At 59.3% G+C, this 22929-nt stretch carries 19 protein-coding genes and 1 pseudogene; 13 read left to right on the top strand and 7 right to left on the bottom strand.

Going from position 1 to position 22929, the window contains the following annotated elements:
- Positions 1 to 175 precede the first annotated feature (175 nt).
- On the bottom strand, positions 176 to 2248 hold the full coding sequence (locus GFS31_RS11020) for a hypothetical protein (RefSeq protein ID WP_198804879.1): 2073 nt from the start codon (positions 2246 to 2248) through the stop codon (positions 176 to 178).
- Between the two features lie 88 nt (positions 2249 to 2336).
- Complete coding sequence (gene lepA, locus GFS31_RS11015; protein ID WP_198804878.1) at positions 2337 to 4142, bottom strand: translation elongation factor 4; 1806 nt, start codon at positions 4140 to 4142, stop codon at positions 2337 to 2339.
- A 141-nt stretch (positions 4143 to 4283) separates the two neighbouring features.
- Between lepA and GFS31_RS11010 the strand changes: the two genes are divergently transcribed.
- From GFS31_RS11010 to GFS31_RS11000, 3 genes are all read left to right on the top strand, one after another.
- Positions 4284 to 4517 carry a type II toxin-antitoxin system CcdA family antitoxin gene (locus tag GFS31_RS11010; protein WP_198804877.1) on the top strand — a complete coding sequence of 78 codons (234 nt, stop codon included), beginning with the start codon at positions 4284 to 4286 and terminating at the stop codon, positions 4515 to 4517.
- Positions 4518 to 4623: 106 nt separating this feature from the next.
- Entirely contained in the window at positions 4624 to 6489 is a 1866-nt protein-coding gene (locus GFS31_RS11005) for an ATP-binding protein (protein WP_198804876.1), read from the top strand.
- Between the two features lie 12 nt (positions 6490 to 6501).
- Positions 6502 to 7230 (top strand): hypothetical protein, encoded by a 729-nt coding sequence (locus tag GFS31_RS11000; RefSeq protein ID WP_198804875.1) that lies wholly within the window; start codon positions 6502 to 6504, stop codon positions 7228 to 7230.
- Between the two features lie 20 nt (positions 7231 to 7250).
- On the opposite strand, the gene GFS31_RS10995 is transcribed toward GFS31_RS11000, so the two are convergent.
- The 5 genes from GFS31_RS10995 to GFS31_RS10975 all read right to left on the bottom strand — a co-directional run bounded on the left by GFS31_RS10995 (position 7251) and on the right by GFS31_RS10975 (position 12415).
- Positions 7251 to 8120 (bottom strand): aldose epimerase, encoded by an 870-nt coding sequence (locus tag GFS31_RS10995; RefSeq protein WP_198804874.1) that lies wholly within the window; start codon positions 8118 to 8120, stop codon positions 7251 to 7253.
- Between the two features lie 218 nt (positions 8121 to 8338).
- On the bottom strand, positions 8339 to 8776 hold the full coding sequence (locus GFS31_RS10990; RefSeq protein WP_198804873.1) for a hypothetical protein: 438 nt from the start codon (positions 8774 to 8776) through the stop codon (positions 8339 to 8341).
- 33 nt (positions 8777 to 8809) lie between these two features.
- A complete protein-coding gene (locus tag GFS31_RS21265; protein WP_198804872.1) occupies positions 8810 to 9550 on the bottom strand; it encodes a hypothetical protein in 741 nt (246 codons plus the stop codon).
- A 357-nt stretch (positions 9551 to 9907) separates the two neighbouring features.
- Positions 9908 to 10405, bottom strand: coding sequence for a DUF4168 domain-containing protein (locus GFS31_RS10980; RefSeq protein WP_198804871.1), 498 nt, complete (start codon positions 10403 to 10405; stop codon positions 9908 to 9910).
- Between the two features lie 330 nt (positions 10406 to 10735).
- On the bottom strand, positions 10736 to 12415 hold the full coding sequence (locus tag GFS31_RS10975) for an ABC transporter substrate-binding protein (RefSeq protein WP_198804870.1): 1680 nt from the start codon (positions 12413 to 12415) through the stop codon (positions 10736 to 10738).
- Between the two features lie 227 nt (positions 12416 to 12642).
- On the opposite strand from GFS31_RS10975, the pseudogene GFS31_RS10970 reads away from it, so the two are divergent.
- The 10 genes and pseudogenes from GFS31_RS10970 (at position 12643) to GFS31_RS10925 (ending at position 22913) form a co-directional block, all read left to right on the top strand.
- Positions 12643 to 13192, top strand: a pseudogene (locus tag GFS31_RS10970) (IS5 family transposase).
- 172 nt (positions 13193 to 13364) lie between these two features.
- Positions 13365 to 14471 carry a hypothetical protein gene (locus GFS31_RS10965; RefSeq protein ID WP_198804869.1) on the top strand — a complete coding sequence of 369 codons (1107 nt, stop codon included), beginning with the start codon at positions 13365 to 13367 and terminating at the stop codon, positions 14469 to 14471.
- 441 nt (positions 14472 to 14912) lie between these two features.
- A complete protein-coding gene (locus GFS31_RS10960; protein ID WP_198804868.1) occupies positions 14913 to 15257 on the top strand; it encodes a hypothetical protein in 345 nt (114 codons plus the stop codon).
- Between the two features lie 70 nt (positions 15258 to 15327).
- A complete protein-coding gene (gene nblS, locus GFS31_RS10955; RefSeq protein ID WP_198804867.1) occupies positions 15328 to 17313 on the top strand; it encodes a two-component system sensor histidine kinase NblS in 1986 nt (661 codons plus the stop codon).
- 80 nt (positions 17314 to 17393) lie between these two features.
- Positions 17394 to 18485, top strand: coding sequence for a cation diffusion facilitator family transporter (locus GFS31_RS10950; protein WP_225907384.1), 1092 nt, complete (start codon positions 17394 to 17396; stop codon positions 18483 to 18485).
- 11 nt (positions 18486 to 18496) lie between these two features.
- Positions 18497 to 18976 (top strand): ABA4-like family protein, encoded by a 480-nt coding sequence (locus GFS31_RS10945; protein ID WP_198804865.1) that lies wholly within the window; start codon positions 18497 to 18499, stop codon positions 18974 to 18976.
- A 48-nt stretch (positions 18977 to 19024) separates the two neighbouring features.
- A complete protein-coding gene (locus tag GFS31_RS10940; RefSeq protein ID WP_263974825.1) occupies positions 19025 to 20545 on the top strand; it encodes an aminotransferase class I/II-fold pyridoxal phosphate-dependent enzyme in 1521 nt (506 codons plus the stop codon).
- A 154-nt stretch (positions 20546 to 20699) separates the two neighbouring features.
- Positions 20700 to 21149, top strand: a complete 450-nt coding sequence (gene ndk / locus GFS31_RS10935; protein ID WP_198804864.1) for a nucleoside-diphosphate kinase — start codon at positions 20700 to 20702, stop codon at positions 21147 to 21149.
- Positions 21150 to 21258: 109 nt separating this feature from the next.
- Positions 21259 to 21786: a hypothetical protein gene (locus GFS31_RS10930; protein ID WP_225907383.1), complete on the top strand. Its 528-nt coding sequence runs from the start codon at positions 21259 to 21261 to the stop codon at positions 21784 to 21786.
- A gap of 218 nt (positions 21787 to 22004) precedes the next feature.
- On the top strand, positions 22005 to 22913 hold the full coding sequence (locus GFS31_RS10925) for a cation diffusion facilitator family transporter (protein ID WP_198804862.1): 909 nt from the start codon (positions 22005 to 22007) through the stop codon (positions 22911 to 22913).
- Positions 22914 to 22929: the final 16 nt, after the last annotated feature.

Below are 22929 nucleotides of genomic sequence, written 5' to 3'. Positions count from 1 at the left end.
ATACTAGCTTTGTAGGTTAGGTGGCACCATAGCAGAACCCAACCTGACTAATAAATTATTCTGCGTTGGTCGCGAAAACCGCGCCCCTACAGCATTGGTTTCATGTAGGGGTCAGGTCTCCTGATCGTTCGATAGAGATGAGTCTAGTAATTTTTGTCAGCCAATCAGGGTGACGCTACACGTCAAAGTCATCTTGGATGGGCGGCGCTAGGCCAGCGGGGATAATGGCTCGGCTCACCGTGGTTTTGTAGCTTTCCTGCTGGGTCATCATATCGACAGCGATGGCCTCAAATTCGGCTTCCAGACAGCCCAGGGGTACCGTCATTTGAAGACTGCCTTCCAGTTGGTTGTGGCCGTTGGGGCGGAGGTTCATCACCTGGCGAGGTTCGTCCACTAGGCTGCGGGTCTGTGGATCGGAGATCCAGACCTTCAGGTACAGACGGTTGGGGTGGAAGGGGACGCGCAACGTTACCAGGATGGGGTCGCCCGCAATCAGGTCGCCGCTGGGCAAGCCCAGATCTGGCTGGGGTGGCGCGAGGGGTTCATCGGAGGTGGGGGGCACGGGGGAGATGACCTGTGCCGCTGGGGTAGTGAGTGGGCCGAGGGTTTCGTCCTCATCTTCGTAGATGACCACTTCTCCCGCAAAGGGTTCGGGGGGCGCTGGGATAGCGGCGGCGTCTTCTGTGGGTCTGGGTGATTCGGTATCGGGCTCAGGGCGACGGTCTTGGGCCTCCTGCTGAATCGACACGGCCATCTCATTGAGGCGGGACCAAAACCGCTCTTGCAGGTTCAGATCACGGAAGCCCGCCACTTCGTGGGACATCAGCAGGGGGACGCTGGGAGTGGGGGGCGGGGCGGATGGAGATGGAGGGTGGGGCAGGGGCGGTAGGCGGAGGGCCGAACGAGTCCCCTCTGAGGCCGACGGCGGCGGTTCTGGGCTGGAGGGGGCTGGGGGTTCCTTGGTGGTCTGGGCCGATGGGGCAGGCTCGGTAGATAGCGCTGGCAGCACCGGGTCAACAGGGGAGGTAGGGGCTTCCGGGCTAAGGTCAGCGAGGACATCCGGCTGGGTGTCTGGCTCTGCCGGGGCGGGCTGGGGCGACAGCGTATTGGGCCGTTGAGCCCCAAAGGGTGGCAGCGTAGGCCGTCGAGCACTGGCCTCGTGGGGGGAAGGCTCGTAGAGCTTGGGGGGGAGGCTGAGCCCATCGCGGGGCAAGGTGAACACGGGCACCGACCGAGGTGGCCCCTGGGGCAAATCTAGAGGCCGACTGGGGGGCGTTTCCTCCTTGGCTTCTCCGGTGAGGGTTTGGCCGGGGCCACCCCCAGCAAAATCGAGGATGTAGTCGGTTTCTGCTTCGGCCTGGTTGGCGATGGTGTCAAACACAGAAGCCAAATCAACCGTGAGGGTAAACCGTTGCAGGGCCAGCACCGCAATGGTTGGGGTATGCACTAGGGCCAGTTCCCCCAACAGCAGGCGCGTCTCTAGGTAGGGGGGAATGGAGAGGGACAGATGAAAATCCGCTGGCAGGGTGGCGGCTTCTAGGGCAAAGGGGGTGAGGGCTACCGCCGTGGCCGTTTGGGGATCGACCAACCGCACCACCCAGGCTAGGGCCGCACAGGGTTCTCCCGCCTGGGCTCCGACCACATGGCCTGTGAGATCAACCTCGGAGCCCTCCTGGCCTAGCAGAGCCGTTTGGGTGAGGTGCAGACGGTGTGCCCCGCCCTGGAGGGCGTCGCCCGTGGCGAGATCGGCCTGGGCTTCATCGAGGGCGGCAGCGGCCTGTTCCAAGTCTAGAGCGGGCTGAACCGCACGACGAACAGGGGCCACGGGGGCGGAGGCAAGATCCGCTTCATCGGAGGGCAGCAGCCAAACCTCGTCATCGTCTCCTCCGGGCGGCAGCACCTGAAGCTGAACCCGGTAGGCCCAAGGGGCTTCCTCGGTGGCTGAGCTGGCAGCGTCTTCGAGCACGCTGGAGCAGTGAATATCCCAGGTGCCCGCCTGAAGCCGAGTAAAGGGAATGACCACCATCAGCCCATCGGCATTGGTTTGGCCCTGGCGCTTAAAATGGCGACGTTTGGGAGGATCTTGGTCGAGTAGCCGCTGGCTGACCTGCACCCGCACCGGAGTGTGGGCCGCGCTGGTGTGGGCCATGATGCGGTAGCGGCCCTCCAAAATTTCCATCTGCGCCGTATCTAGGGGCAACCAATGGTGATCCCCCTCCTGTTGCAGCAGAAATTCCCAATACTCCATACCCAACCCCCCACGGGAGCGTAGCCCGACGATGCTTTAGGATATCCCCTTTTTCGCCATCTAGGCAGACGGTATGGGCAGGCGCGGCCTAGGACAGCTTGAGGACAGCCATGAAAGCTTCCTGGGGCACGTCCACGGTACCGATGGCCTTCAGGCGTTTTTTACCCTTTGCCTGCTTTTGTAGCAGTTTCTTCTTCCGAGAAATGTCGCCCCCATAGCACTTGGCCAAGACGTCCTTCCGCAGGGCGGGGATGCTTTCGCTGGCAATGATGCGGCTACCGATGGCGGCTTGGATGGGGATTTTGAACTGGTGACGGGGGATCAGTTCTTTGAGTTTTTCCACTAGGGCTTTGCCCACGTAGTAGGCTTTGTCGCGGTGGACGATGGAGGCCAGGGAATCGACCCGGTCGCCGTTGATCAGGATATCCAGCCGGGAGAGATGATTTTCGCGGTAGCCAATTAGGTGGTATTCCATGCTGGCGTAGCCCTTGGTGCGGGATTTCATCTGGTCGAAGAAGTCCGTCACCACCTCGGCCAGGGGCACTTCGTAGATCAGCGTCGTGCGACCCTGGGCCAGGTATTTCATGTCTTTAAATTCACCCCTCCGCCCCTGGCACAGTTCCATCAGCGTCCCCACGTATTCTTCGGGGGTGATCATGTCGAGCTGGACGTAGGGTTCTTCGATTTTCTCGCGGGCCTGGGGGTCGGGCAGGGTGCTGGGGTTGTCGATTTCCAGCACTTCACCCTGGATGGTCGTCACCCGATAGATTACCGACGGGGCGGTGGTAATCAGATCTAGGTTGTATTCCCGCTCTAGGCGTTCCTGCACAATTTCCATGTGCAACAGGCCCAAAAATCCGCAGCGGAAGCCAAACCCCATGGCGCTAGAGGTTTCCGGTTCGTATTGCAGGGCCGCATCGCTGAGGCGCAGTTTTTCCAGGGCTTCCCGCAGTTCTTCAAACTGGTCGGAGGCGGTGGGGAAGAGGCCGCAGAACACCATGGGCTTGGCTTCGGCATAGCCAGGAAGCGGCTCGGTGGCGGGGTTTTGCACCAGGGTAATGGTGTCGCCCACGCGGGCATCTTCCACGGCTTTGATGGAGGCCGCAAAGTAGCCCACTTCCCCGGCATGGAGTTCATCGACGCGGGTTTGGGTGGGGGCCAGCACGCCCAGTTCGTCGATTTCGTACTCTTTGCCGGAGGCCATCAGCCGCACTTTATCCTTGTGGCGAATGCTGCCGTCCATCACCCGGAAGTAGACGATAACACCGCGATAGGGGTCGTAGTAGCTGTCGAAAATCAGGGCGCGGAGGGGTTGTTCGACGGTATCCGGCGGCGGCGGCACCAGGTAAACGATGGACTCCAGGATTTCGTCGATGCCCACCCCTTCCTTAGCCGAGGCCAGGATGGCGTTGCTGCAATCGAGGCCGATGATTTCTTCAATTTCAGCTTTGATCCGCTCTGGGTCGGCTCCGGGCAGGTCAATTTTATTGAGAACCGGGATAATTTCCAGGTTGTTTTCTAGGGCCAGATACACGTTGGCCAGGGTTTGCGCCTCGACCCCCTGGGAGGCATCCACCACCAGCAGCGCCCCTTCGCAGGCAATCAGCGAGCGAGAGACTTCGTAGGAAAAATCGACGTGGCCGGGGGTGTCGATCAGGTTCAGGATGTAATCTTTGCCGTCCTGGGCCTTGTAGTTCATGCGGGCGGCCTGGAGCTTGATGGTGATACCCCGTTCCCGCTCCAGATCCATGTTGTCGAGGAACTGCTCTTTCATTTCGCGGTCGCTGACGGTGCCAGTGCGATGTAAAAGCCGATCCGCGAGGGTCGATTTGCCGTGGTCGATGTGGGCAATAATCGAAAAGTTACGAATCTGAGAGACGGGAACCTCTGTCATAAAAGGCGTACCAGGGGAATGAGGGATTCTGTAGGCTTTACCTATTGTAATGGTATCTTCCCGTCCTTCGCTGCTGGGCTGAGTGGGGTAATCTTGAAGGGTGCATGAACGTTCTATGGCAGCCCACGGATGAACGAAACTATGGAAGATGTTGCAACCCCCGTTACCCCAGGCCCCGATGGGAAAGTCGAGCTGTCGGTGCAGATCGACCGAGAATTGCTCGACCAAGTGAAGCACCTGACCCCCGACCCGGCCAAGGTGATTGAAGTGGCTCTGCGGCAATGGCTGCGAGGAGATCGGCGCTCAGAAGATGACCTGGTACGCACCCTGCCCCGCAACCCCACGGTGCCCCCCAAAGGCGAGTGGAACGACTAGCCTTTCCTTGCTCCAAAAGCCCAGCTCCCAATCCCCACAAACCCCGATCCCAACTCCGCTGGATGTGGCTAAGCTTGATGTTGTGGTGGCCCTGCCCTGAACCGCGATGAGCGTTGATCCCCAACCCCCGGTTTTTCCTCCTGCCGATCCATCGGTTTCTCCCCCGGTGGAGAGTGCTGCTGTGGGGCCAGTGTGGTTATTGGTGCTCAGCCCCATGGGGGCCGTCATCTCCATACAAGCCTTGGCTGGGGGCGAGATACCGACCACGCTAGCCGCAAGCTGGGTTGGTCGTCCCCTGATTGAGATGGTCGCCTTTGACCGAGTAGATGCCTTTGCGGCGGCGCTGGCCACCCTGCAAAGCCAAGGTGCCCCGCTGCCCTGGGTAGGGCCATGGGCGGGGCGCTGCCCGCTAGGAGCCCACAGCCTAGAGGCTACCTGGGTGTTTCAGCCTCTGCTGGCCCCCGCTGGCCAGCCCCGACGGGTTGCCGCTACGGCCTACTGGACGGTATCCCCGCTGTGGTCAGAGATTTTGGCCCCCTGCCCTCCCCCCGATCCAGCAGAGGCCATCCATGCCAATTCCCTGGCTCAGTTCCAAGCCTATGCCCCTCGGCTGAACCAAATTACCCGCAATGTGCGCTGGACGCTCAATTTAGAGACCATTCAGCAGCAGACCGTGGAGGGACTGGGGGCACTGTTCCGGGCAGATCGCTGCTTGATTTGTGCCCTCGACCCAGCCTCTTCCTTGGCCCAGGTGGTGGCCGAATATATCCAGTCGCCCGATGGGCCTCGGTGGTTGGGGCAACCCCTGCCCAAGAGCGAACGGGGGCACCTGGAACGGGCGGCCCAGTATGCCGGAGCGGTGCTGTCTCCCGTTGACCCCAGCCAGGTGCCTGTCGCCAGCCCCGTTCATTCCCCTGGCCAGCCCTCGGCGGTGGTGGTCGCCACCCGCTACCAAAGCCAAATCAACGGGTTTATTCTGCTCTACGACTGGGGTGGCCGCCAGTGGACAGGGGTAGAACTTGGCCTCATTACCGACCTCGCCGACCAGGTGGGTACCGCCGTAGCCCATGCCCAGCGCTTTGCCGAAAGCCATGCCCTAGCGATTAAACTGCAACAGGCCAACGCGAGTTTATTAGAAAAGCAGCAGGAATTTCAGGAGGCCCAGCGGCAGGCGGAGGAGGCTCGTCAGCAGGCGGAGGAAGCCTCGCGGCTGAAAAGCGAATTTTTGGCCAATACCTCCCACGAACTCAGAACTCCCCTCAACGGCATCATTGGCTTTCTGAAGCTCGTGCTAGACGGCATGGCCGACGACCCCGAAGAACAGCAGGAATTTTTGCAGGAGGCCCACAAGTCTGCCATTCACCTGCTAGAGCTGATTAACGATGTGCTAGATATTGCCAAAATTGAAGCGGGCAAAATGCAGATCGAAATGCGGCCTGTCAACCTCAAGGAACTGCTGGCCAATGTAGAAAACTTTGCCCGCCCCATGGCCGAACACAAGGGCCTAGAATTTAATATTCTCCTCCCCGCTACCCGCGACGAAATTACCCTCAACGGCAACTATCAACGGCTGTTGCAGGTGCTGCTAAACCTGGTGGGCAACGCCGTAAAATTTACCCATGAAGGCAGTATTACCATCCAGTCCGAGGTCAAACCCCATAAAGTAGACTATGACGGCACCACCTGGCCGGGGACGGTAAAAATTAGCGTGATGGATACTGGCATTGGCGTCTCCCTCGAAAAGCAGGATCGCCTATTCCAGTCCTTTAGTCAGGTGGATGGTGAACGCACTCGGCAGTACGGGGGCACCGGGCTGGGGCTCGCCATTTCCCAGCGCCTAGTCGAAGCCATGGGCGGCACGGTTCATTTTATTAGTATGGGAGAGGGGCTGGGTTCTACCGTGGCCTTCACAGCCCTGCTCTACCAAGCCCCCGTGATGATTGATAAAGACCCGGTCTATCCCACCAGTTAAGGGCTGCTTCCCATGGCGCATTCTCACCCGGCCCCACCGCCAACCGACCTCACCCAGGAGACCCTGAAGGCCCTTGCGGCCTTGGCCCAAGGAGGCCTGCAAGCGGTAGATGACGCCGTGGCCCAGGCAGGCAACGGGGTGATGATGCCGTTGCAGCCCTGGCTAGAACCCTTCACCGACAGCGTGGGGCAGGTAATCGCCCCTGTGGCCACCCATCCCCTGGTTGAGGGGATGACATCTCTGCCGGGGCTGAGCTGGCTGTTGGCCGCCCTGGGCCAAGTGAACGTCAACCAAGTGCGCCAGAGCATTGACTACCTGCGTCACGCCGATCCCCAGGCCAGCCCCCGCACCCTGGCCCAGCAGGTCATGGCCGACACCGCTCTCAAGGCCGCCGGGGTCAGCCTGGTCTCTAACGTTGCGCCCCCGCTCACCCTACTGTTGTCGCTGATGGATGTGGGTGCTGTCGCCGCCTTGCAGGCCCAGATGATCTACCGCATTGCCGCCCTCTACGGCTATTCTCCGGAGGACAGGACGCGGCGGGGCGAAGTGCTGACGATTTGGATGATCTCGGCCTCGGCGTCGGGCCTGGTGAAATCGGGGTTGGGCCTGCTCAATCCGGTTCCCCTGGTGGGGGCGGCGGTGGATGTGGCCACAGACACCGCGCTCATTTATACCGTAGGCTACTGGGCCTGCCGCTACTACGAAACCAAGCTTGCCTCCCCCACTGAAATTTCCCTGTGAACCACCCCCTGGGCCTTCCCCTACCAAAAGGCAACGGCCAGATGCACCGAGGTCTCCACGGTTTGCTGGGGGGCAACCAGCAGGAGGCTATCGCCGCTATTGAGGGCATTGCGGGGAGCTGTCCAGGGTTCTAGACAGTAGTAGTCTTTGCCCTGCACCGTCCAGAAAACAAGGCGAGTATAGGCTTCACTCCAGGACAGGGTGAGCCGTCGGCGCAGGTGGCGGTCGGTCACGGTGGCAGCCTTTGCCGTGAGGTTCTGGAAGGCGAGGTCAATTTCGGGCTGGCTAAAATCAAACTGGCCCCCAAAGGACTCTACCTGGCCCGTCAGATGGTTTTGGAACTCAGTGGCAGGAACTTCAAACTCAAGCTGGTGCTTATCGCTGACCTGGAAATAGGGGTGCAGCCCAGTAGAGAAGGGCATAGCGCGGTCGGATAGGTTGGTGAACTGCTGCTGGAGTTCTAGCCGATGGCCCCGCAGGATAAAGGTAAACGACAGCTTGAAGGCAAAGGGATACTGGGCTAGGGTGTCGGCAGAACTGCTCAGTTCCAGGGTGAGGCTAGCCGCGTTAGTGGTGGCTTGCCCAGTGGCCTGCCAGGGCAGATCGCGGGCAAAGCCGTGCTGCTTGAGATGGTAGGTCTGGCTATCAAGGCTGTACTGGTTATCGGGCAGATTGCCGCAAATGGGAAACAGGATAGGGATGCCGCCCCGAACCGACAGCGCCGGATCGGCAAAGCGGGCCTCATCAAAGTACAAAATCTCCTGGCCCTCCACCCGCCAACGGGTGACAAGGCCCCCTCGCTGAGGCACCAGTTCGAGCTGAGACGACGTCTCTAAATCCGACAGCAGATACGTGGAAGTTGGGCCAGCTTTTAGGGCAACGGCAAACACGGGGCACCTCAGGATGTCGATGCCTAGACGTTACCACAAGCCTAGGGCTATCCCTCATCGGAGAACAAACTTAGGCCAGAGGCATCGCCCGCGCGATCTGGCTCGAAGGGAGTTACGCCTAGACCCATCCTAGGCGTTTTGCCTATAAACCTTGCCTATAAATATGTTTTCAAATACGTTTTCTACAAAGTGAGACTCACCACCTTTACCGCTGCCTCTTAGGCCCCTGTCTCCAAAATTTTTGGCGGGGTTTCGGTGGAGTGGGCCTTCAGGGAATGGCCTGTCGATAGTTCAGAATTGGGCCTCATTTCTGCAGAAGTAACCCCATCAAGCGCCAGGGAAAGCTGTTCACTACTATCGTCATCGGCGGATGGCGCAGCGTCTTCTCTCGGAGCAGTGGCGGCGGATTCCTCCTTCTCTAGCCAGGGAGAATCGAAGTGGTGCCAGGGCAAAATGGGGTCGTTGGGTAAGCTTTCGGTGAGCACCGTGATGTTGTTGGTGTCGGGTTTGGGCAAAGCGACCCGCTTTTCCGCTACCGGATCTCCCGGATCATGACTTCCCGTATTAGATTCCGTGGACTCCACTGCATAGGCGTCAGCCCGCTTGGGCGTAACCTCAAAGGCTGGGTGGCTGTCGGTTAGATCAGAGGAGACCATAGGCGAGACCCTAAATCAACGAACGATAACGTTCTAGAGCATCGGGGCTTGTAAATTCTTGGTAACATAAACCGCAACGATGTTGATCAGCATAATAGCAGTTGTCGCCCAGATGGTGTAGGCAGCGTATTTTAGCCCTTGGGAGACATCCTCTAGGCGCTGTTTATTGGCATTATAGGTTTCCGCTAAATTGACCAGCATTTGCAGTTGATAATCTTGGGAACTCAGGGCTAGGTAGCGCTCTAAAAATGTGCTGTCTTCTAAGTTGGGCGTAACGGCGACTTGGCGAGGCAAAAATGCTCGCATCAGCAGGGAGAAACTAATTAAAAATCCTAATATTTCCGCTAGGCTAAACAGATTTCCACTCACTAGAAGACGCGAGATACTCAAACTAGTGAGCAGAGCACTATTTGCCACAAATAAAATATTGAGTTTTGTGGTCAGTAGCTGACTTTGTTCGGTTTGCTCTCGCAGTACCATTCGGACATCTTGGGTGGCTAAGCCCAGGGTCATCGGAGAAATCTCCGGCAGTTTGGGCTCTGGCTCATCCACAGGCAACGTCAGCTGCACGTCTAGGGAATCTGTTTCTCGATCATGCAGCTCGGCCCCCCCATGGCTGATGGTTGCCGCCGTAGGTTCTGGGGATCGCCGGGGGCGCGGCGGCGCTGGGTCGGGGAGCGGCTGGGTCAAGGCCGCCAATCCTGCCTGGGGGCCGACCTCCAGAGGGCGCGGCCCAGCGCTTGCAAGCCCTGGGGCCGCAGGGGGTACAGTCACAGATTCTGGCGAAGGAAGTCTGGGAAAAAGCGAAAAACGGGTGCGATAGCCTGAAGCGAGGTTGGGCACCCAAGCTGTGGTAAGCATGGTGACTCTTGTGGGCGGGGTTCCATGAACCGCTACTTCAATGGTAGTCAGGATTTCAGGGATTGAGTACGGTATTTGTGCGCGATGGTAGCCCACGCCGCCATTGGGTTTTAATGGGGCCACCTTTCAGCAGGGCTATACCTTAAGGCCGCATTTTAGCGGGGGCATGGGGCCAGGCTGACCGCTGCTGTTAGCGCAACGCCCATGGGCACCCTGGCAACCCGTTGGGTTAAGGAGTCATCATGGGCGCTGACGGGATGAACCGAGCGCCTAGCGACCGTTAATTTGGTCGCCGATGCGCTGGTAGAGATCGGGATCTTGGTCAGAGAGGTCGAGGATTTCGTTGAACCGATCAACCGAAATGCCCGCCTTTTCAATGGCCTTAACCATAGTCTCTTCGGCCTCCTGGCGGAGGATGGTGATGCGCTCAATCACGCCATCAAAGGTGGCTGCTGTGGCGGCATCGGCGGGGGGCTCGTTATCGGCGAGGGCTTTGTCAGCAAGGTCGTTAAAGGCTTCTACGGTGAATCCAGCGCCCTCAACGGCCTCGGCCATTTTAGTCTCTGCTTCGTCCCGAATGGCTTGGATCGACTGGTAGGCTTTGGCAAAGGCTTTCACTTCCCCGGTGGGGACGGCGGCGGCAACGGAGGGCAACGGAGGCGTGAGGGCCGCAGGGAGGCTAGGCCAGCCGATAGCCTGGGCCGAACTGGGATAGCCGCCCAGACTGAGGGCAACGCCCAAGACTAGCGCAAGAAACAGTCTAACCATGGTGTCAATATCCTTAGCGGTGGTGGTGCAGGCGGGGCAAGGGTTCGTGATGGGGTCAGTGCGGCTGCCCCTGGTTGCGGGGAGAACTCCTCCGGCAGGAGGACTGTGTCAGCCTAGCGTAAAGCTAGGGAGATGGCGATCTGTGCGGAGACTATGGCGGGGTATCGGGCCATGCCAGCCCCGATGCCGCCCGCTAGCCGTCTGACCAGGCTGCATTTCCAACATTGCAGCCCCAGCCCCCATAGGCCAACACCCTGGGCTGTTGCCCCCGGTGTAGGCTGAAACACCGTGGCCAAGGGAGCCTAGGGTGCCGAAGCGGCGAGTCTAACTTTAGGAGCGAGTGATGCGCCAGAGGAGGAACTGCTGGCTGGGTTCAATGCCCACACCGCCCACGCCATCCTGGGCGAAGACAAAGTCTTTATTTTGCCAGAGGGGCACGTAGGGCACTTCTTCCACCATCATGGTTTGCAGGTCGTCAATGATGGCTTGACGGGCGGCGGGGTCTTGCTCAGCCCGCTGTTGGGCAATCAGGGCGTTGGCCTCGGCGCTGTAGAAAAAGGAGCCATTCGCCTGGGACGCCCCCTCCTCACAGCCTGCCTCCACGCTGCCCGTCTCGCACCCTAGGAAGGGCTGGATGAACGTATCCGGGTCGTAGAAGTCGGGGTACCAGTTGGAGAGGATGATTGGATAAATGCCCTGGCCCACGTTTTGCCACAGGGTTGCCCCCTCCGTGTTTTGAATATCCACTGTCACCAGCCCCGGCAGGGCCGTTTCGATGGATTCTTTGAGGGTATTGGCCACAATGCTGCGGATAGTGGAAGCGGAGGGATACCAGATCTCCACGGTGAGGGGGTTAGCTTCCGAAAACCCGGCCTCGGTCAGCAGTTCGCGAGCTTTGTCAAAGTTGCCGTCGCCTAGGGCGTCTTGAAACACGGGCTGAGACACCGCAAAGCTGGGGGGAATCAGGCTATACAGCGGCTCTGCCTGCCCTTGGAAGACGCGGTTGTTCAGCAGGGGCCGATCGACCATGGCGGCGATGGCCTGCCGCACCCGCACATCATCGAGGGGCTCAATGCGCCGATTGAGGGACATGTAGTTGATCACGTTAGTGCCGCCCTCAATCACCTGCCAACCGCCAGCGTCAGCCTCCCGTTGCAGAGTAGCAATTTGTTCGGGGTCGAGGGTTTGGTAGGCCACATCTAGGCCACCGGTGCGAAAGGTGTTGTAGAGGTTGGCAGGGCTGGTGAAAATTTGGATGTCGATGCCCTGGTTGGCCGGAACCTCGCCCCAGTAGTCTTCGTTGACGTCTAGCTTGATGGCATCGCTGGCAAAGCTGGCAAGTTTGTAGGGGCCGCTACCCACAAAGGTATTGGGGTTAAACTGGCCCGATCCAATTTCGTAGCTGGCGGGGGAAACGGGGGTAATGCCTGAAAAACTCAGCAGGGCTGGAAAGGCCGCAAAGGGCGAACTGAGGGTAATGGTGAGTTCATAGTCCCCGGTTGCCTCCACAGACTGAATTTTGTCCGACAGCAGGTAGGCCGGACGGCCACCATTTTCCATAAACCGCCGGATGGAAAAGACCATCACCTCGGCGGTGAAGGGGGTGCCATCGTGGAGGGTGACATCCTGGCGCAGGGGGATGGTATAGGTGAGGCCATCCTCGCTGATGGCGGGCATATCCGTGGCCAGTTGGGGTACCAAGTCGGTGGTGCCGGGGGTGTAGGTGTAAAGCCGATCCCCTAGGTTAAACAGCAAAATGCCGGGGAAGGTTTCGTAGGCGTCAGCGGGGTCGAGGGTGCGGGCAGTGAGGGTTGTACCCAGGGCAATACGCCCGTTACTCGATCCTGAGGTGGGGGCATTGGCGGCGGGTTGGTTGTTCCCGGCACAGCCTAGGGCAACGCCTAAACATAGGCTAAACAGCGCCACAAACTGAAGGGTACGTCGCCCAAACCGCCGTCGTCCCATCGTCCATCGTGATAAACCGCGCCATCGAGAGGCCAAATCAACCATAGTTCTCCCCAGTCCAAAGTAGTAAGCAGTGACAGTCAGCCGATCTTGAGGGATCAAATCCAAGATCCACCCAGGGGGCGTTCCTCCTGGCGGGTTGGCCCTAGGGCAGCTTGGCGTTGACCATCGTTGTCGGAACACCGTTTATTGTGGATCATCGGCTGCGCCTTTAGGGCGTGTCATCGATTTAGGTAACAGTGAGGAGGTGACAGTTTATTTGCTTCGTACTCATGCCAACCCGACGCTATGCCCTACGTGACGACCAGTGGGAATGTATCCAGGATCTCTTGCCCGGTATGATTGACAGCACTATCGTCCGCGCCCACCAGCATAGTGCTGGGGCAAAAGGGGAGATGCCAAGGCCCAGTGCATCGGGCGCAGCAAAGGGGAATTAAGCATCAAAATCCATGCCACCTGCGATGCCTTGGGCAATCCGACGGGGTTTCATCTGCCCCCCGGACAAGCCTGGGACCTCGATGGGGCGGATGTTCTGTTGGCCGATTTCCCACCGACACCGTGTTTGCCGATAAGGGCTATGACGCCGACAAACGGGTGATTGAACCGCTCGAAGCCCAAGGCAACACGGTGGTGATTCCACCCAAACGCAACCGCAAGACACCCCGGAAGGATGACCGAGACTTGTACAAGGCTCGTCACCTGATTGAGAATTTCTTGGCCAAACTCCAACAGTACCGAGCCATTGCCACCCGCTATGACAAACTGGCCGAGACCTTTCTCTGCGCTATTTACATGGCTGCTTGCGTCCTCTGGCTTATTTGATGACACACCCTAGGGCTTTACGGAAAGCAGTTGCTTGCTGGGCGAGGGCGGTAGCCATCTGGGCTGGATCTGGCTGAGGAAGAAATTCTGATCGTGGCGATATTGTTTACCGAAGGGATGGGTATGCTCAAAGAAGTGTGACGATCACTCCCAACCCTCTACGAGGTGAACCATGAACTCCTCCATAGTCCAGCAGGCTAGGCAGGGCGACGCGGCAGCTATCGCCCACCTCATGAATGAAGCGTTTCAGGTAAAAGGGATGACTGTCTACTGCGAGCGCCAGGATAGTTGCTTGCAGATCTGGCTAACCAGTCCATCGGTTCCTGCGCCTACTCCCACCATCAACTACCTGCGGCGCGGGCTAAAACGGCTCCAGGTCAGAGATATCCATAGTCTTCAGGTCTATGCCTACACCCCGGATCCGTCCATTCCGGGCTGGGGTACCGAGGTTTCCTTAGCTGAGGAGGACGGTGAGGTACAAACGTTTCCCATCATGGCTCCTACTGCATCAGACCATGATTTGGGGGAGGACGCCCCACAGGCTGCCACCGATCCAGCTGTACCAATCATCGAAGCCGAAGCGGTGTCGCCGACCGTTCCACCCGAAGCAGCCACTACCGTCCCCGATCCTACGCTACCTGCCGAGGCTGAGGCCATCACTGACGGGACTGAGGCCATCGCCGCTTCCCAGGACGATCATCCCATGGCTGCCCAATATGCCTTTCTGGAACTCGCATCAGGAACTCCGCTTAAAGCCGCATCAGACCAATACTTTAAGCTCAAGGCCTTGGCCCTCAAATACGGCGACCGCACCAGGGTCGAAGAGCTGAAAAAAGCATTCTACGCCCTTAAAGACTACTGGGAGCACAGCCCTAAGCCCGCTGCTGCTACAACGGCAACTCCCTCAGCCCCAGAGGCGTCGGAGCAGGCGGCTACAGAAGCCCCAGAGGACGAGAGTGTGGTAAACCAACTGGAAACGCTGCTTCGCCAGCAAAGAATTTCAGCCCAGGTGGCCCTGCAAGAGGGGGAACTCCGAGTTTCTTGGCTAGCTGTGCGGGTGGTGAATTCTGAAGAGGTGGCCGAGCAACTGCACTTCTTTTTGCGTAGCCAAGGCCCCGATAAGCTCAGCCAGTCAGGCATTCAGTCCCTAACGGTCTCTAGCCTCACACGGGACAACGCCGTTGTTTGGCAGACGAGCTTTCCACTAGAACAGAGCCCAGCTACCAGAGATCCAGTGAGCAACATTCGTAGAAAAGTCTCTCTGGGCCTCAAACGCTAGCGATGGGCGGTTAATGCCGCCAATGGTAGTCGGGCTTGGCGTACCACCAACCCCACGGGGCCAGCACCCTCCCAATACCAAATCCGAATCCCAAATCCGAATCTCATAACCCCGATTGCCAAAGAGTAGGATTGTAGGGTAGTCGGGGTGCTAGCCCTGTCTGGAAATACTCTGACCGCTTTGGTTCGCCGCAAGGCATCCCAGGGGAATCAGAGTTAGCCAGGTAGGATTTTGTGCAAGATGTTCACCTTGGACTTGCTGCTTCCGGTGCCAGCGTTTAGCATGGCTTCAATCATTTTTTGAAACCTTTTTACGACCCGTTATTACCCAGGGGTGCAGCCGTCCGGTTGGGCCTAGTTAGGGCATCGTGCAATCAGCCCTCTGCCCTAATCCCTACTTCCCACTCCCCATCACAAACCCCTTTGAGTTCAAGATTTCGCCATGTCCTACAGCTTTGATATCGTCGGCGTTGCTCCGGTGCTTGATTTTTTCACCCACCAGCAGCGGATGGAAACCACACCCCAGCGCAGTCAAGCCTTTTTGGGCAGTACGGTTTGCACCTTGGATGCCTTCATCAGCGCCACGGAGGTCGTCCACCGCAAGCCCGACTGGGATTGGGACGAGATTGTCAGCAAAATTGTGGAATTTTGGCTGCACCAGGAAGAGGACGTGCGCCACTGGAAGCAGCAGTTTGACACCGCCCAAGGCCAAGACAAGCTGCTGGTGGGCCGAGTGGTGAACTACAGCCGCCTGCGCCAGGAGTTTGAGGGGCTGTTTGATGGCTAGCGGGCGGCGAACTGGGCGAGATCGTGCCAAAATATAGGCTAACTTGCGCGTCTAGTCTTCCAGGGCACCCTTGATCAGGCTACTTCTTAAGATCCAAGAACTGTTCCTTCGCTGGTGGGGCGACTTCACCCTACAAACCCGGCTGATGGCGGGGGCGACGTTGGTGGTGTCGCTGATTACCAGCGGCCTCACCTTTTGGGCAGTGAACACGATTCAGTACGATGCGCGGCTGAACGACACCCGCTTTGCCCGCGACTTGGGCCTTTTGCTGGCGGCGAACGTGGCCCCCCTGGTCAACGAAACCGACCGCACGGAGTTGGCCCGGTTCTCCTACAGCTTCTACCAAAGCACCTCCAGCGTGCGGTACATGCTCTACGCCGACGAGAACGGCGACATTTTCTTTGGCATTCCCTTCTCCGAAGCGGCGGTGCAAAATTCCCTCACCCTGCGGCGGCGGATGCAGTTGCCAGAGGGCTACGCCGAAACCACCGACCGTCCCCTGGTGCGCCAGCATCTCACGCCCGCCGGGGAAGTGACCGATGTGTTTGTGCCCATGAACTACAACGGCAAGCACCTGGGCGTGTTGGCCCTGGGCATCAACCCCAACCCGACCGTCGTGGCTTCCTCTCATCTGACGCGGGATGTCACCATTGCGGTGTTTGTCTCCATTTGGGTGATGGTGATTTTAGGCGCGGTGTTCAATGCCCTCACCATTACCCAGCCCATCAAAGAACTGCTATTGGGCGTAAAAAACATCGCCGCCGGAAACTTTAAGCAGCGCATCGACCTGCCCTTGGGTGGGGAACTGGGCGAGTTGATCTACAGCTTCAACGACATGGCCGAGCGCCTAGAGCGCTACGAAGAGCAGAATATTGAAGAACTCACTGCCGAAAAGGCCAAGCTGGAAACTCTGGTTTCTACCATTGCCGATGGCGCGATTTTGCTGGATAGCGACATGCACGCGGTGCTGGTGAACCCCACCGCCCGCCGCCTATTTGGCTGGGACAACCAAACTCTGGATGGGGCGAATATTTTGGAACACCTGCCCAGCCCGGTGCGGGTGCAACTGACACGGCCCCTATTCCAGGCCGTCCAGGGCGAGGCCGAGGCGATGGAGTTTCGCATTCCCCTGACGGAACCCAGCCACCGCACCCTGCGAATTTTGCTGAATACGGTGCTGGATCAGGCCAAGGAAAACGTCAAAGGGCTGGCGATTACCATCCAAGACATCACCCGCGAAGCCGCCCTCAACGAGGCCAAGGCACAATTTATTAGCAACGTCTCCCACGAATTGCGGACGCCGCTGTTTAACATCAAGTCCTTTATCGAAACTCTGCACGAATACGGCGAAGACCTGAGCGACACCGAGCGCAAGGAATTCCTCGAAACCGCCAACCACGAAACCGACCGCCTCACCCGCCTGGTCAACGACGTGCTGGATCTGTCGCGCCTGGAATCCAGCCGTCAGTACGTCATCGACGCGGTGGACATTGTGCAGCCCATCGAGCAAACCCTCCGCACCCACCGCCTCCACGCCAGAGACAAGCAAATTGAGCTGCGACAAGAGGTGGAACCCAACCTGCCCCCGGTGCTGGGCAACTACGACCTACTGCTGCAAGTGTTCACTAACCTGGTGGGCAATGCCCTGAAATTCACCGAACCCGGTGGCCAAGTTACCCTCCGCGCCCACCGTGTGCCCTGCCAAACCCAGGACGGTAGCGCCGACGAGACCCAAGCCGACTGCATCCGTGTGGAGGTGGCCGACACCGGAATCGGCATTGCCCCGGAAGATCAGCAGGCGATTTTTGACCGATTCTTCCGGGTGGAAAACCGCGTCCACACCCTGGAGGGAACCGGACTGGGGCTATCCATCGTCAAAAACATCATCGAAAAACACAACAGCCAGGTTCACCTCGACAGCGAAGTCGGCGTTGGCACCACCTTCTGGTTTGACCTCGCCATCCAACCCACGGCAGACGAGCCATCCAATCTAGCCCAGGCCGCTGATGCCGCCGAAGCCGATCCCTCAGCCCAAACCGTCCTCAGCGCCAATTAATTCCCTGTTTCGGCCTAGTTATGACCCCATCCCCCTCCTATCCGACCCCAGCGGTCTCATCCTCTGAGGTACCCGTTGCCGTGCCATCCCCTCCTGATCTGACCCAAGCCGTTCATCCCCACGATCACGGGCCTCACGATCACGGGCATGAAGACCATCGCCATCGTCACGGGCATTCCCACGGACACCACCACGGGCATCATCATGGCGAAGGTGGCCATAGCCACGTCCACGGAGCCATTGACCCCGAAATTGCCGCCTCGGAGCAGGGGCTTTGGGCGGTGAAATGGTCGCTGGTGGGTCTGGTGATTACAGCCGTCCTGCAAGCGGGAGTCTTCTGGCTCTCCGGCAGCGTGGCCCTACTGGCGGATCTGATCCACAACATCGGCGATGCCCTGACGGCCCTGCCCTTGGGGGTGGCGTTTTTAATTTCCCGCCGTCAACCCACCCAGCGCTTTGCCTACGGCTTTGGGCGACTGGAGGATTTGGCGGGACTGGCTATTGTCGGCGTCGTGCTGATTAGCGCCATCATCACCGCCTACGAATCCATCGAGCGCTTTTACCATCCCGAACCCCTCAGCCATCTAGGAGCCTTGGCGGCGGCGGCCTTAGTCGGTTTTGTGGGCAACGAACTGGTGGCCCTGTTTCGGATGCGGGTGGGCCGACGGATCAACAGTGCCGCCCTGATCGCCGATGGTCAACACGCCATGGCCGACGGGCTGGTAAGTTTGGCAGTGTTGCTAAGCGCCATCGGGGTGAGCCTGGGCTATCCCTGGGCCGACCCGGTGATTGGCCTGGTGATTACCGCCGTGCTGCTGAAAATTGTCTGGGAATCGGGCCAAACTGTTTTTAGCCGTTTGCTGGATGGCGTAGAGCCGGAATTTTTGGAGGCGGTGGATCACGCCCTGGATCACGTCCCGGCGGTGCAGGGATCGGAAACCCTCAAAGCCCGTTGGTTGGGCCATCGGCTGTACGTGGAACTGGATGTGGCCCTAGACCCCGAACTCTCCCTTGCCGCTAGCCAAACCGTTGTCACTGAGGTTGAAACCGCCCTGAAGCAGCAGCTTCCTTACCTGGGCTGGGTGAGGGTGCGCGGCGTTCCGGCCACCCCCAATCAATCCTCCCCGAATCGGTTGGACAGTGGCACACTAGAAACCGACGCCCCTGTTTAGAAGGATCTGTAATGGCCATCGACGATTCCCTGCTAGAGCTAATTTTTAGCGGTGCCAACCTGTTTGTGCTGCCCTTCTGGACGCTGATGGTGCTGGTGCCCAACGCCAAGCTCACCCGCACGATTATGGCCTCCCTATGGCCCATCGCCGCCCTGGCCAGCCTATACCTGTTCCTGTTTGTGGCCAGCTTCGGTAATGTGGAGGGCATCGAAGCCTTTTCTGACCCCAACCTGAAACTGGCGGACTTAGCCAACCTCTTCGCCACTCCCTTCATCACCGCCACGGGCTGGGTACATTTCCTTGCTTTCGACCTGTTTGTGGGCCGTTGGATCTACCTGCAAGGCCAGGAAACCGGAGTGTTCACCCGCCATTCCCTGGCGCTGGCCCTATTTGCGGGGCCGATGGGGTTGTTATCTCACCTGGTTACGACCGCCATCTGGCAGCGCCTAGCCAAGCCCGCCGCTGAAAATCCAACGTCTCCGGTGGCCTAGCCCCGATGGGGACGGCTTTCCTAGGGGGCGAGTGTGGAGCCCGTGGCGATGATGCTTGACCAAACCCAGACTCCCTTTTTGAGTGCGTTACAGATCTGTGCCCAGCGGCCCCAGGCGGCGTTCTATACCCCTGGACACAAGCGGGGGCAAGGCGCACCAGCCCGATTACGTGACCTGTTAGGGGAAGCCGCTCTACGGGCCGATTTGCCAGAACTGACGGAGCTAGATAACCTGTTCGCACCAGAAGGCGCGATCTTACAGGCCCAAGCCCTGGCGGCAGCGGCTTTTGGGGCAGAGCAAACCTACTTTCTGGCCAATGGATCCACCTGTGGCCTGGAGGCGGCAATTTTGGCGGTCTGCAATCCGGGGGACAAGATTTTGGTGCCGCGCAATGCCCACCGATCTGTCGTGGCGGGGCTGGTGCTGGCGGGGGCACGGCCTGTGTTTGTGGAGCCAGAGTATGCCCCAGATTTAGGTCTGGCCCTGGGCCTCCCAGCAGGAACCGTTGCCGAGGCCCTAGCCCATCACCCAGACGCTAGGGCGGTGCTGGTGGTGTCGCCCACCTACCACGGCATGACCTCTGACCTAGAGGCCATCGCCGCCATCGCCCACCGCCACAGCATTCCCCTACTGGTAGACGAAGCCCACGGCCCCCATTTCGCCTTCCATCCCGATCTGCCTGCCCCCGCCCTGCATCAGGGGGCCGATCTGGTGGTGCAGTCTACCCACAAGGTGCTGTCCGCCCTCAGCCAAGCTTCCATGCTCCATGTTCAGGGCAACCGCATTGATCGGGATCGGCTACAGGCGGCGCTACAACTCACCCAGTCCACCAGCCCCAATTCGCTGCTGCTGGCGTCCTTGGATGCCGCCCGCTACCAGATGGCCACCGAGGGCAAGGCGCTGCTCTCGAACACCCTAGCCCTGGCCCAAACCCTGCGGGAGCAGTTGGCAATGCTGCCGGGGCTGCGGGTGATTGCTCCCCAGGATGTGGCGGCCTATGCCAGCGTTCGGGATCTAGACTTGACCCGCACTACCGTGGATGTGGCGGCTTTGGGAATCACAGGGCTGGAGGCCGACGAAATTCTCAACGATACCCTGGGCGTCACCGTGGAACTGCCAGAACTGCGCCACCTTACCCTAGTGGTCAGCCTGGGCAACACCACTGCCGACGGGGATCACTGCATCGAAGGGTTTCGCCAACTGGTCGCCCGGTGTGGTTCTGCCTCGCTTGCTTCTCCGACCATTGCCGCCTCATCCCCCGATATCCTGCCCTCGTCCGGCCCAACCTTCCCCTCCCCGCCCTTTACCCTGCCGCCCCTATCGCCACGGGAGGCGTTTTTTGCCCCCACCGTCACCCTGCCTGCCGCCGAAGCCCTGGGCCACCTCAGTGCCGAAACCCTGTCCGCCTATCCCCCCGGTATTCCGACCGTGATGGCCGGGGAGGAAATCACCGCCGCCGCCTTGGCCCATCTCGCTACCGTGGCCCAGCAGGGAGGATACGTGACCGGAGCTAGCGACCCCACCCTCCACACCCTCAAGGTGATTCGTACTCCAACGCCCCAGGGATAACGATTTGGCCTGGGGTGGGCCAGGGTCTAATCGGGATCCTAGGCGCGACCGCTGGAGGGCGGAAGCAAAAACTCTGAAAAAATCCTTTACAAAGTGACCGCCGTTTCTGAGCATAGAAGAGGTCTTACCGTTTTCATGTTAGGAGCCCGTATCTGTGGAACGCACCTTTTTGATGATTAAGCCCGACGGCGTACAGCGCGGTCTGGTCAGCGAGATTATTGGTCGGTTTGAGAAAAAGGGCTTTACCCTGGTGGGGATGAAGTTCATGGCCGTGCCCCGCGAACTGGCGGAAAAGCACTACGGCGTTCACCGGGAACGGCCCTTCTTTGCCGGATTGGTGGACTTCATCACCTCTAGCCCCGTGGTGGCCATGGTGTGGGAAGGCGAAGATGTGATTGCCTCCGCCCGCAAAATCATCGGAGCCACCAAACCCCAGGAAGCCGATCCCGGCACCATCCGGGGTGATTTGGGCCTCACCGTAGGCCGGAACATCATCCACGGCTCTGACGCTCCCGACACCGCCGAGGCCGAAATTGCCCTGTGGTTCACGGCGGCGGAACTGGTGTCTTGGAAGACCAGCGCCCATTCCTGGCTCTACGAATAGGCGAGTTCAGCGGAACGCCGCGTCTCTGTTGCCCCTCACCCCTAGCCCCTCTCCCCCAGGGAGAGGGGAACCGGAGGAACTGTAACGTCCCTTTTCCACGGTGTTGACCATGCCCGACCCTCTGAACGCTGACGACCCTTCGCCGACCGACCTGTCCGACGCCGAGATTCAGCAGGACATTCGCCGGGGGCGGCCCTTTTCCCTAGCGGAGGCCATTGGCCAGGAGGCAGGCGGGTTTATGAAGGGCGAGTCTCCGGTGCCCAAGCTGGTGCAGGCCCAGGGTGAGGCGATCCAAATCCTCAAGGCCAATCTGGAGGACTTGGAGGGAGCCCTTCAGCAGGTGTTGATCCGCTGGCTGGAGGATGACACCATTCGCCTCAGCCGCCATGTAGATGAGCCCATTGAGGCCGTTAAGGATCTGTTGAGAGCGGTGCTGGCCTCCCCCGAAACCCTGTACAACCTGGTGCACCAAACCGACGTGCTGTGGGGGCGGTTGTACGATGAGCGGCCCCATTTCCAGAAACCGGGCCAAACCCCGCACCCCGACGACGAATATACCCACGAGTCCGTTCGTGCCGCCCTCATGGCCTGCCTACAACGGCTGGAAACCGTCGAGGATGCGCCCCCGGAAGCCTGATCGAAGCCTGATCAAGGCCGTCATAGAAATCTAAAGAAAATCCAAAGCTTCGCTATCTTGCGGCTTAGCTGTGGCGCTTTACAGACCAGATTGGGCATCCTAAGAACAGCCATATCTGTGAGCTTATAGCGCCAGTTCTGCCTCGCCGGACTGGCGTTTTTGTCGTTATTGCCAGGGCAAGATAGAGTCTTGAGGAAAGGAAACCAAGGAAGGGAAGGATGGCGCAGTCTTTTGCTCACGGAGGCCCCGATCACCGTCGCACCGTTCAGCGGGTGTTGTTGATTACCTTGGGTTTGAACCTAACGGTGGTCGTGCTCAAGGCCACGGTTGCCAGCCTGACGGGTTCCCTCAGCCTCATGGCGGACGCCCTCCACAGCGTAACCGACAGCGCCAACAACGTGCTGGGGTTAGCCACCAACCGCTTGGCCAACCCCGTCCCCGACCGGGATCATCCCTACGGCCACCACAAGTTTGAGGCCATTGGAGCCCTGGGCATTGCCGCCTTTTTGGGGATTGCCTGCTTTGAAATTCTCACCAGCGCCATCGAGCGTTTGTTAACCGGAAGCGATCCGGTAACGATGGGGCCAACGGCGCTGTGGGTGATGCTGGTGGTGCTAGGCATCAACATTGGGGTGGCCTTCTATGAGCGGCGGGTGGGCCTCGCCCTCAACAGCAAGATTTTGATTGCCGATGCTCGTCACACCATGAGCGATATTTGGGTGACGATTGTGGTGCTGGCGGGGCTCATCGGCATTTGGCAAGGGTTTCAATGGCTGGATGTGGCCCTGGCTTTTCCGGTGGCGCTGCTGGTGTTCAAAAGTGGCTGGACGGTGCTGCGGGAAAATCTGCCCTGGCTAGTGGATGAAATGGCCATTGCCCCGGAGGCTATCCACGCCCAGGTGATGCAGGTGCCGGGGGTGATGAACTGCCACAGCATCGCCTCACGGGGGCTGCTGGGCCGTCAGGTGTTTATTGATATGCACCTAGTGGTTAAGCCCACCACCGTAGACGCCGCCCACGCCATCACTGAAACCGTGGAAACCCACCTAGAAAAGCTCTATGGCCCTGCCCGCATCACCATTCACCTAGAGCCCCACAGCTACGAATCCGAAGAACTGACCTACTGATTCCTGGACGCATCCG

This window comes from Leptolyngbya sp. BL0902 (assembly GCF_016403105.1).
Classification (GTDB): domain Bacteria; phylum Cyanobacteriota; class Cyanobacteriia; order Phormidesmidales; family Phormidesmidaceae; genus Nodosilinea.
The sequence above is the reverse complement of the archived record's forward strand: the minus strand, read 5'-3'. Positions and strand labels throughout refer to the sequence as shown.

Coding starts and splice junctions, on each gene's coding strand:
- GFS31_RS10960 (WP_198804868.1), top strand. CDS start 14,913: ATGTCCTACAGCTTTGATATCGTCGGCGTTGCTCCGGTGCTTGATTTT.
- GFS31_RS10925 (WP_198804862.1), top strand. CDS start 22,005: ATGGCGCAGTCTTTTGCTCACGGAGGCCCCGATCACCGTCGCACCGTT.
- GFS31_RS10975 (WP_198804870.1), bottom strand. CDS start 12,415: ATGGTTGATTTGGCCTCTCGATGGCGCGGTTTATCACGATGGACGATG.
- GFS31_RS10990 (WP_198804873.1), bottom strand. CDS start 8,776: ATGGTCTCCTCTGATCTAACCGACAGCCACCCAGCCTTTGAGGTTACG.
- lepA (WP_198804878.1), bottom strand. CDS start 4,142: ATGACAGAGGTTCCCGTCTCTCAGATTCGTAACTTTTCGATTATTGCC.
- GFS31_RS10965 (WP_198804869.1), top strand. CDS start 13,365: ATGAACTCCTCCATAGTCCAGCAGGCTAGGCAGGGCGACGCGGCAGCT.
- GFS31_RS10930 (WP_225907383.1), top strand. CDS start 21,259: ATGCCCGACCCTCTGAACGCTGACGACCCTTCGCCGACCGACCTGTCC.
- GFS31_RS11000 (WP_198804875.1), top strand. CDS start 6,502: ATGGCGCATTCTCACCCGGCCCCACCGCCAACCGACCTCACCCAGGAG.
- GFS31_RS10945 (WP_198804865.1), top strand. CDS start 18,497: ATGGCCATCGACGATTCCCTGCTAGAGCTAATTTTTAGCGGTGCCAAC.
- GFS31_RS11020 (WP_198804879.1), bottom strand. CDS start 2,248: ATGGAGTATTGGGAATTTCTGCTGCAACAGGAGGGGGATCACCATTGG.
- GFS31_RS11005 (WP_198804876.1), top strand. CDS start 4,624: ATGAGCGTTGATCCCCAACCCCCGGTTTTTCCTCCTGCCGATCCATCG.
- GFS31_RS11010 (WP_198804877.1), top strand. CDS start 4,284: ATGGAAGATGTTGCAACCCCCGTTACCCCAGGCCCCGATGGGAAAGTC.
- GFS31_RS10940 (WP_263974825.1), top strand. CDS start 19,025: ATGATGCTTGACCAAACCCAGACTCCCTTTTTGAGTGCGTTACAGATC.
- GFS31_RS10980 (WP_198804871.1), bottom strand. CDS start 10,405: ATGGTTAGACTGTTTCTTGCGCTAGTCTTGGGCGTTGCCCTCAGTCTG.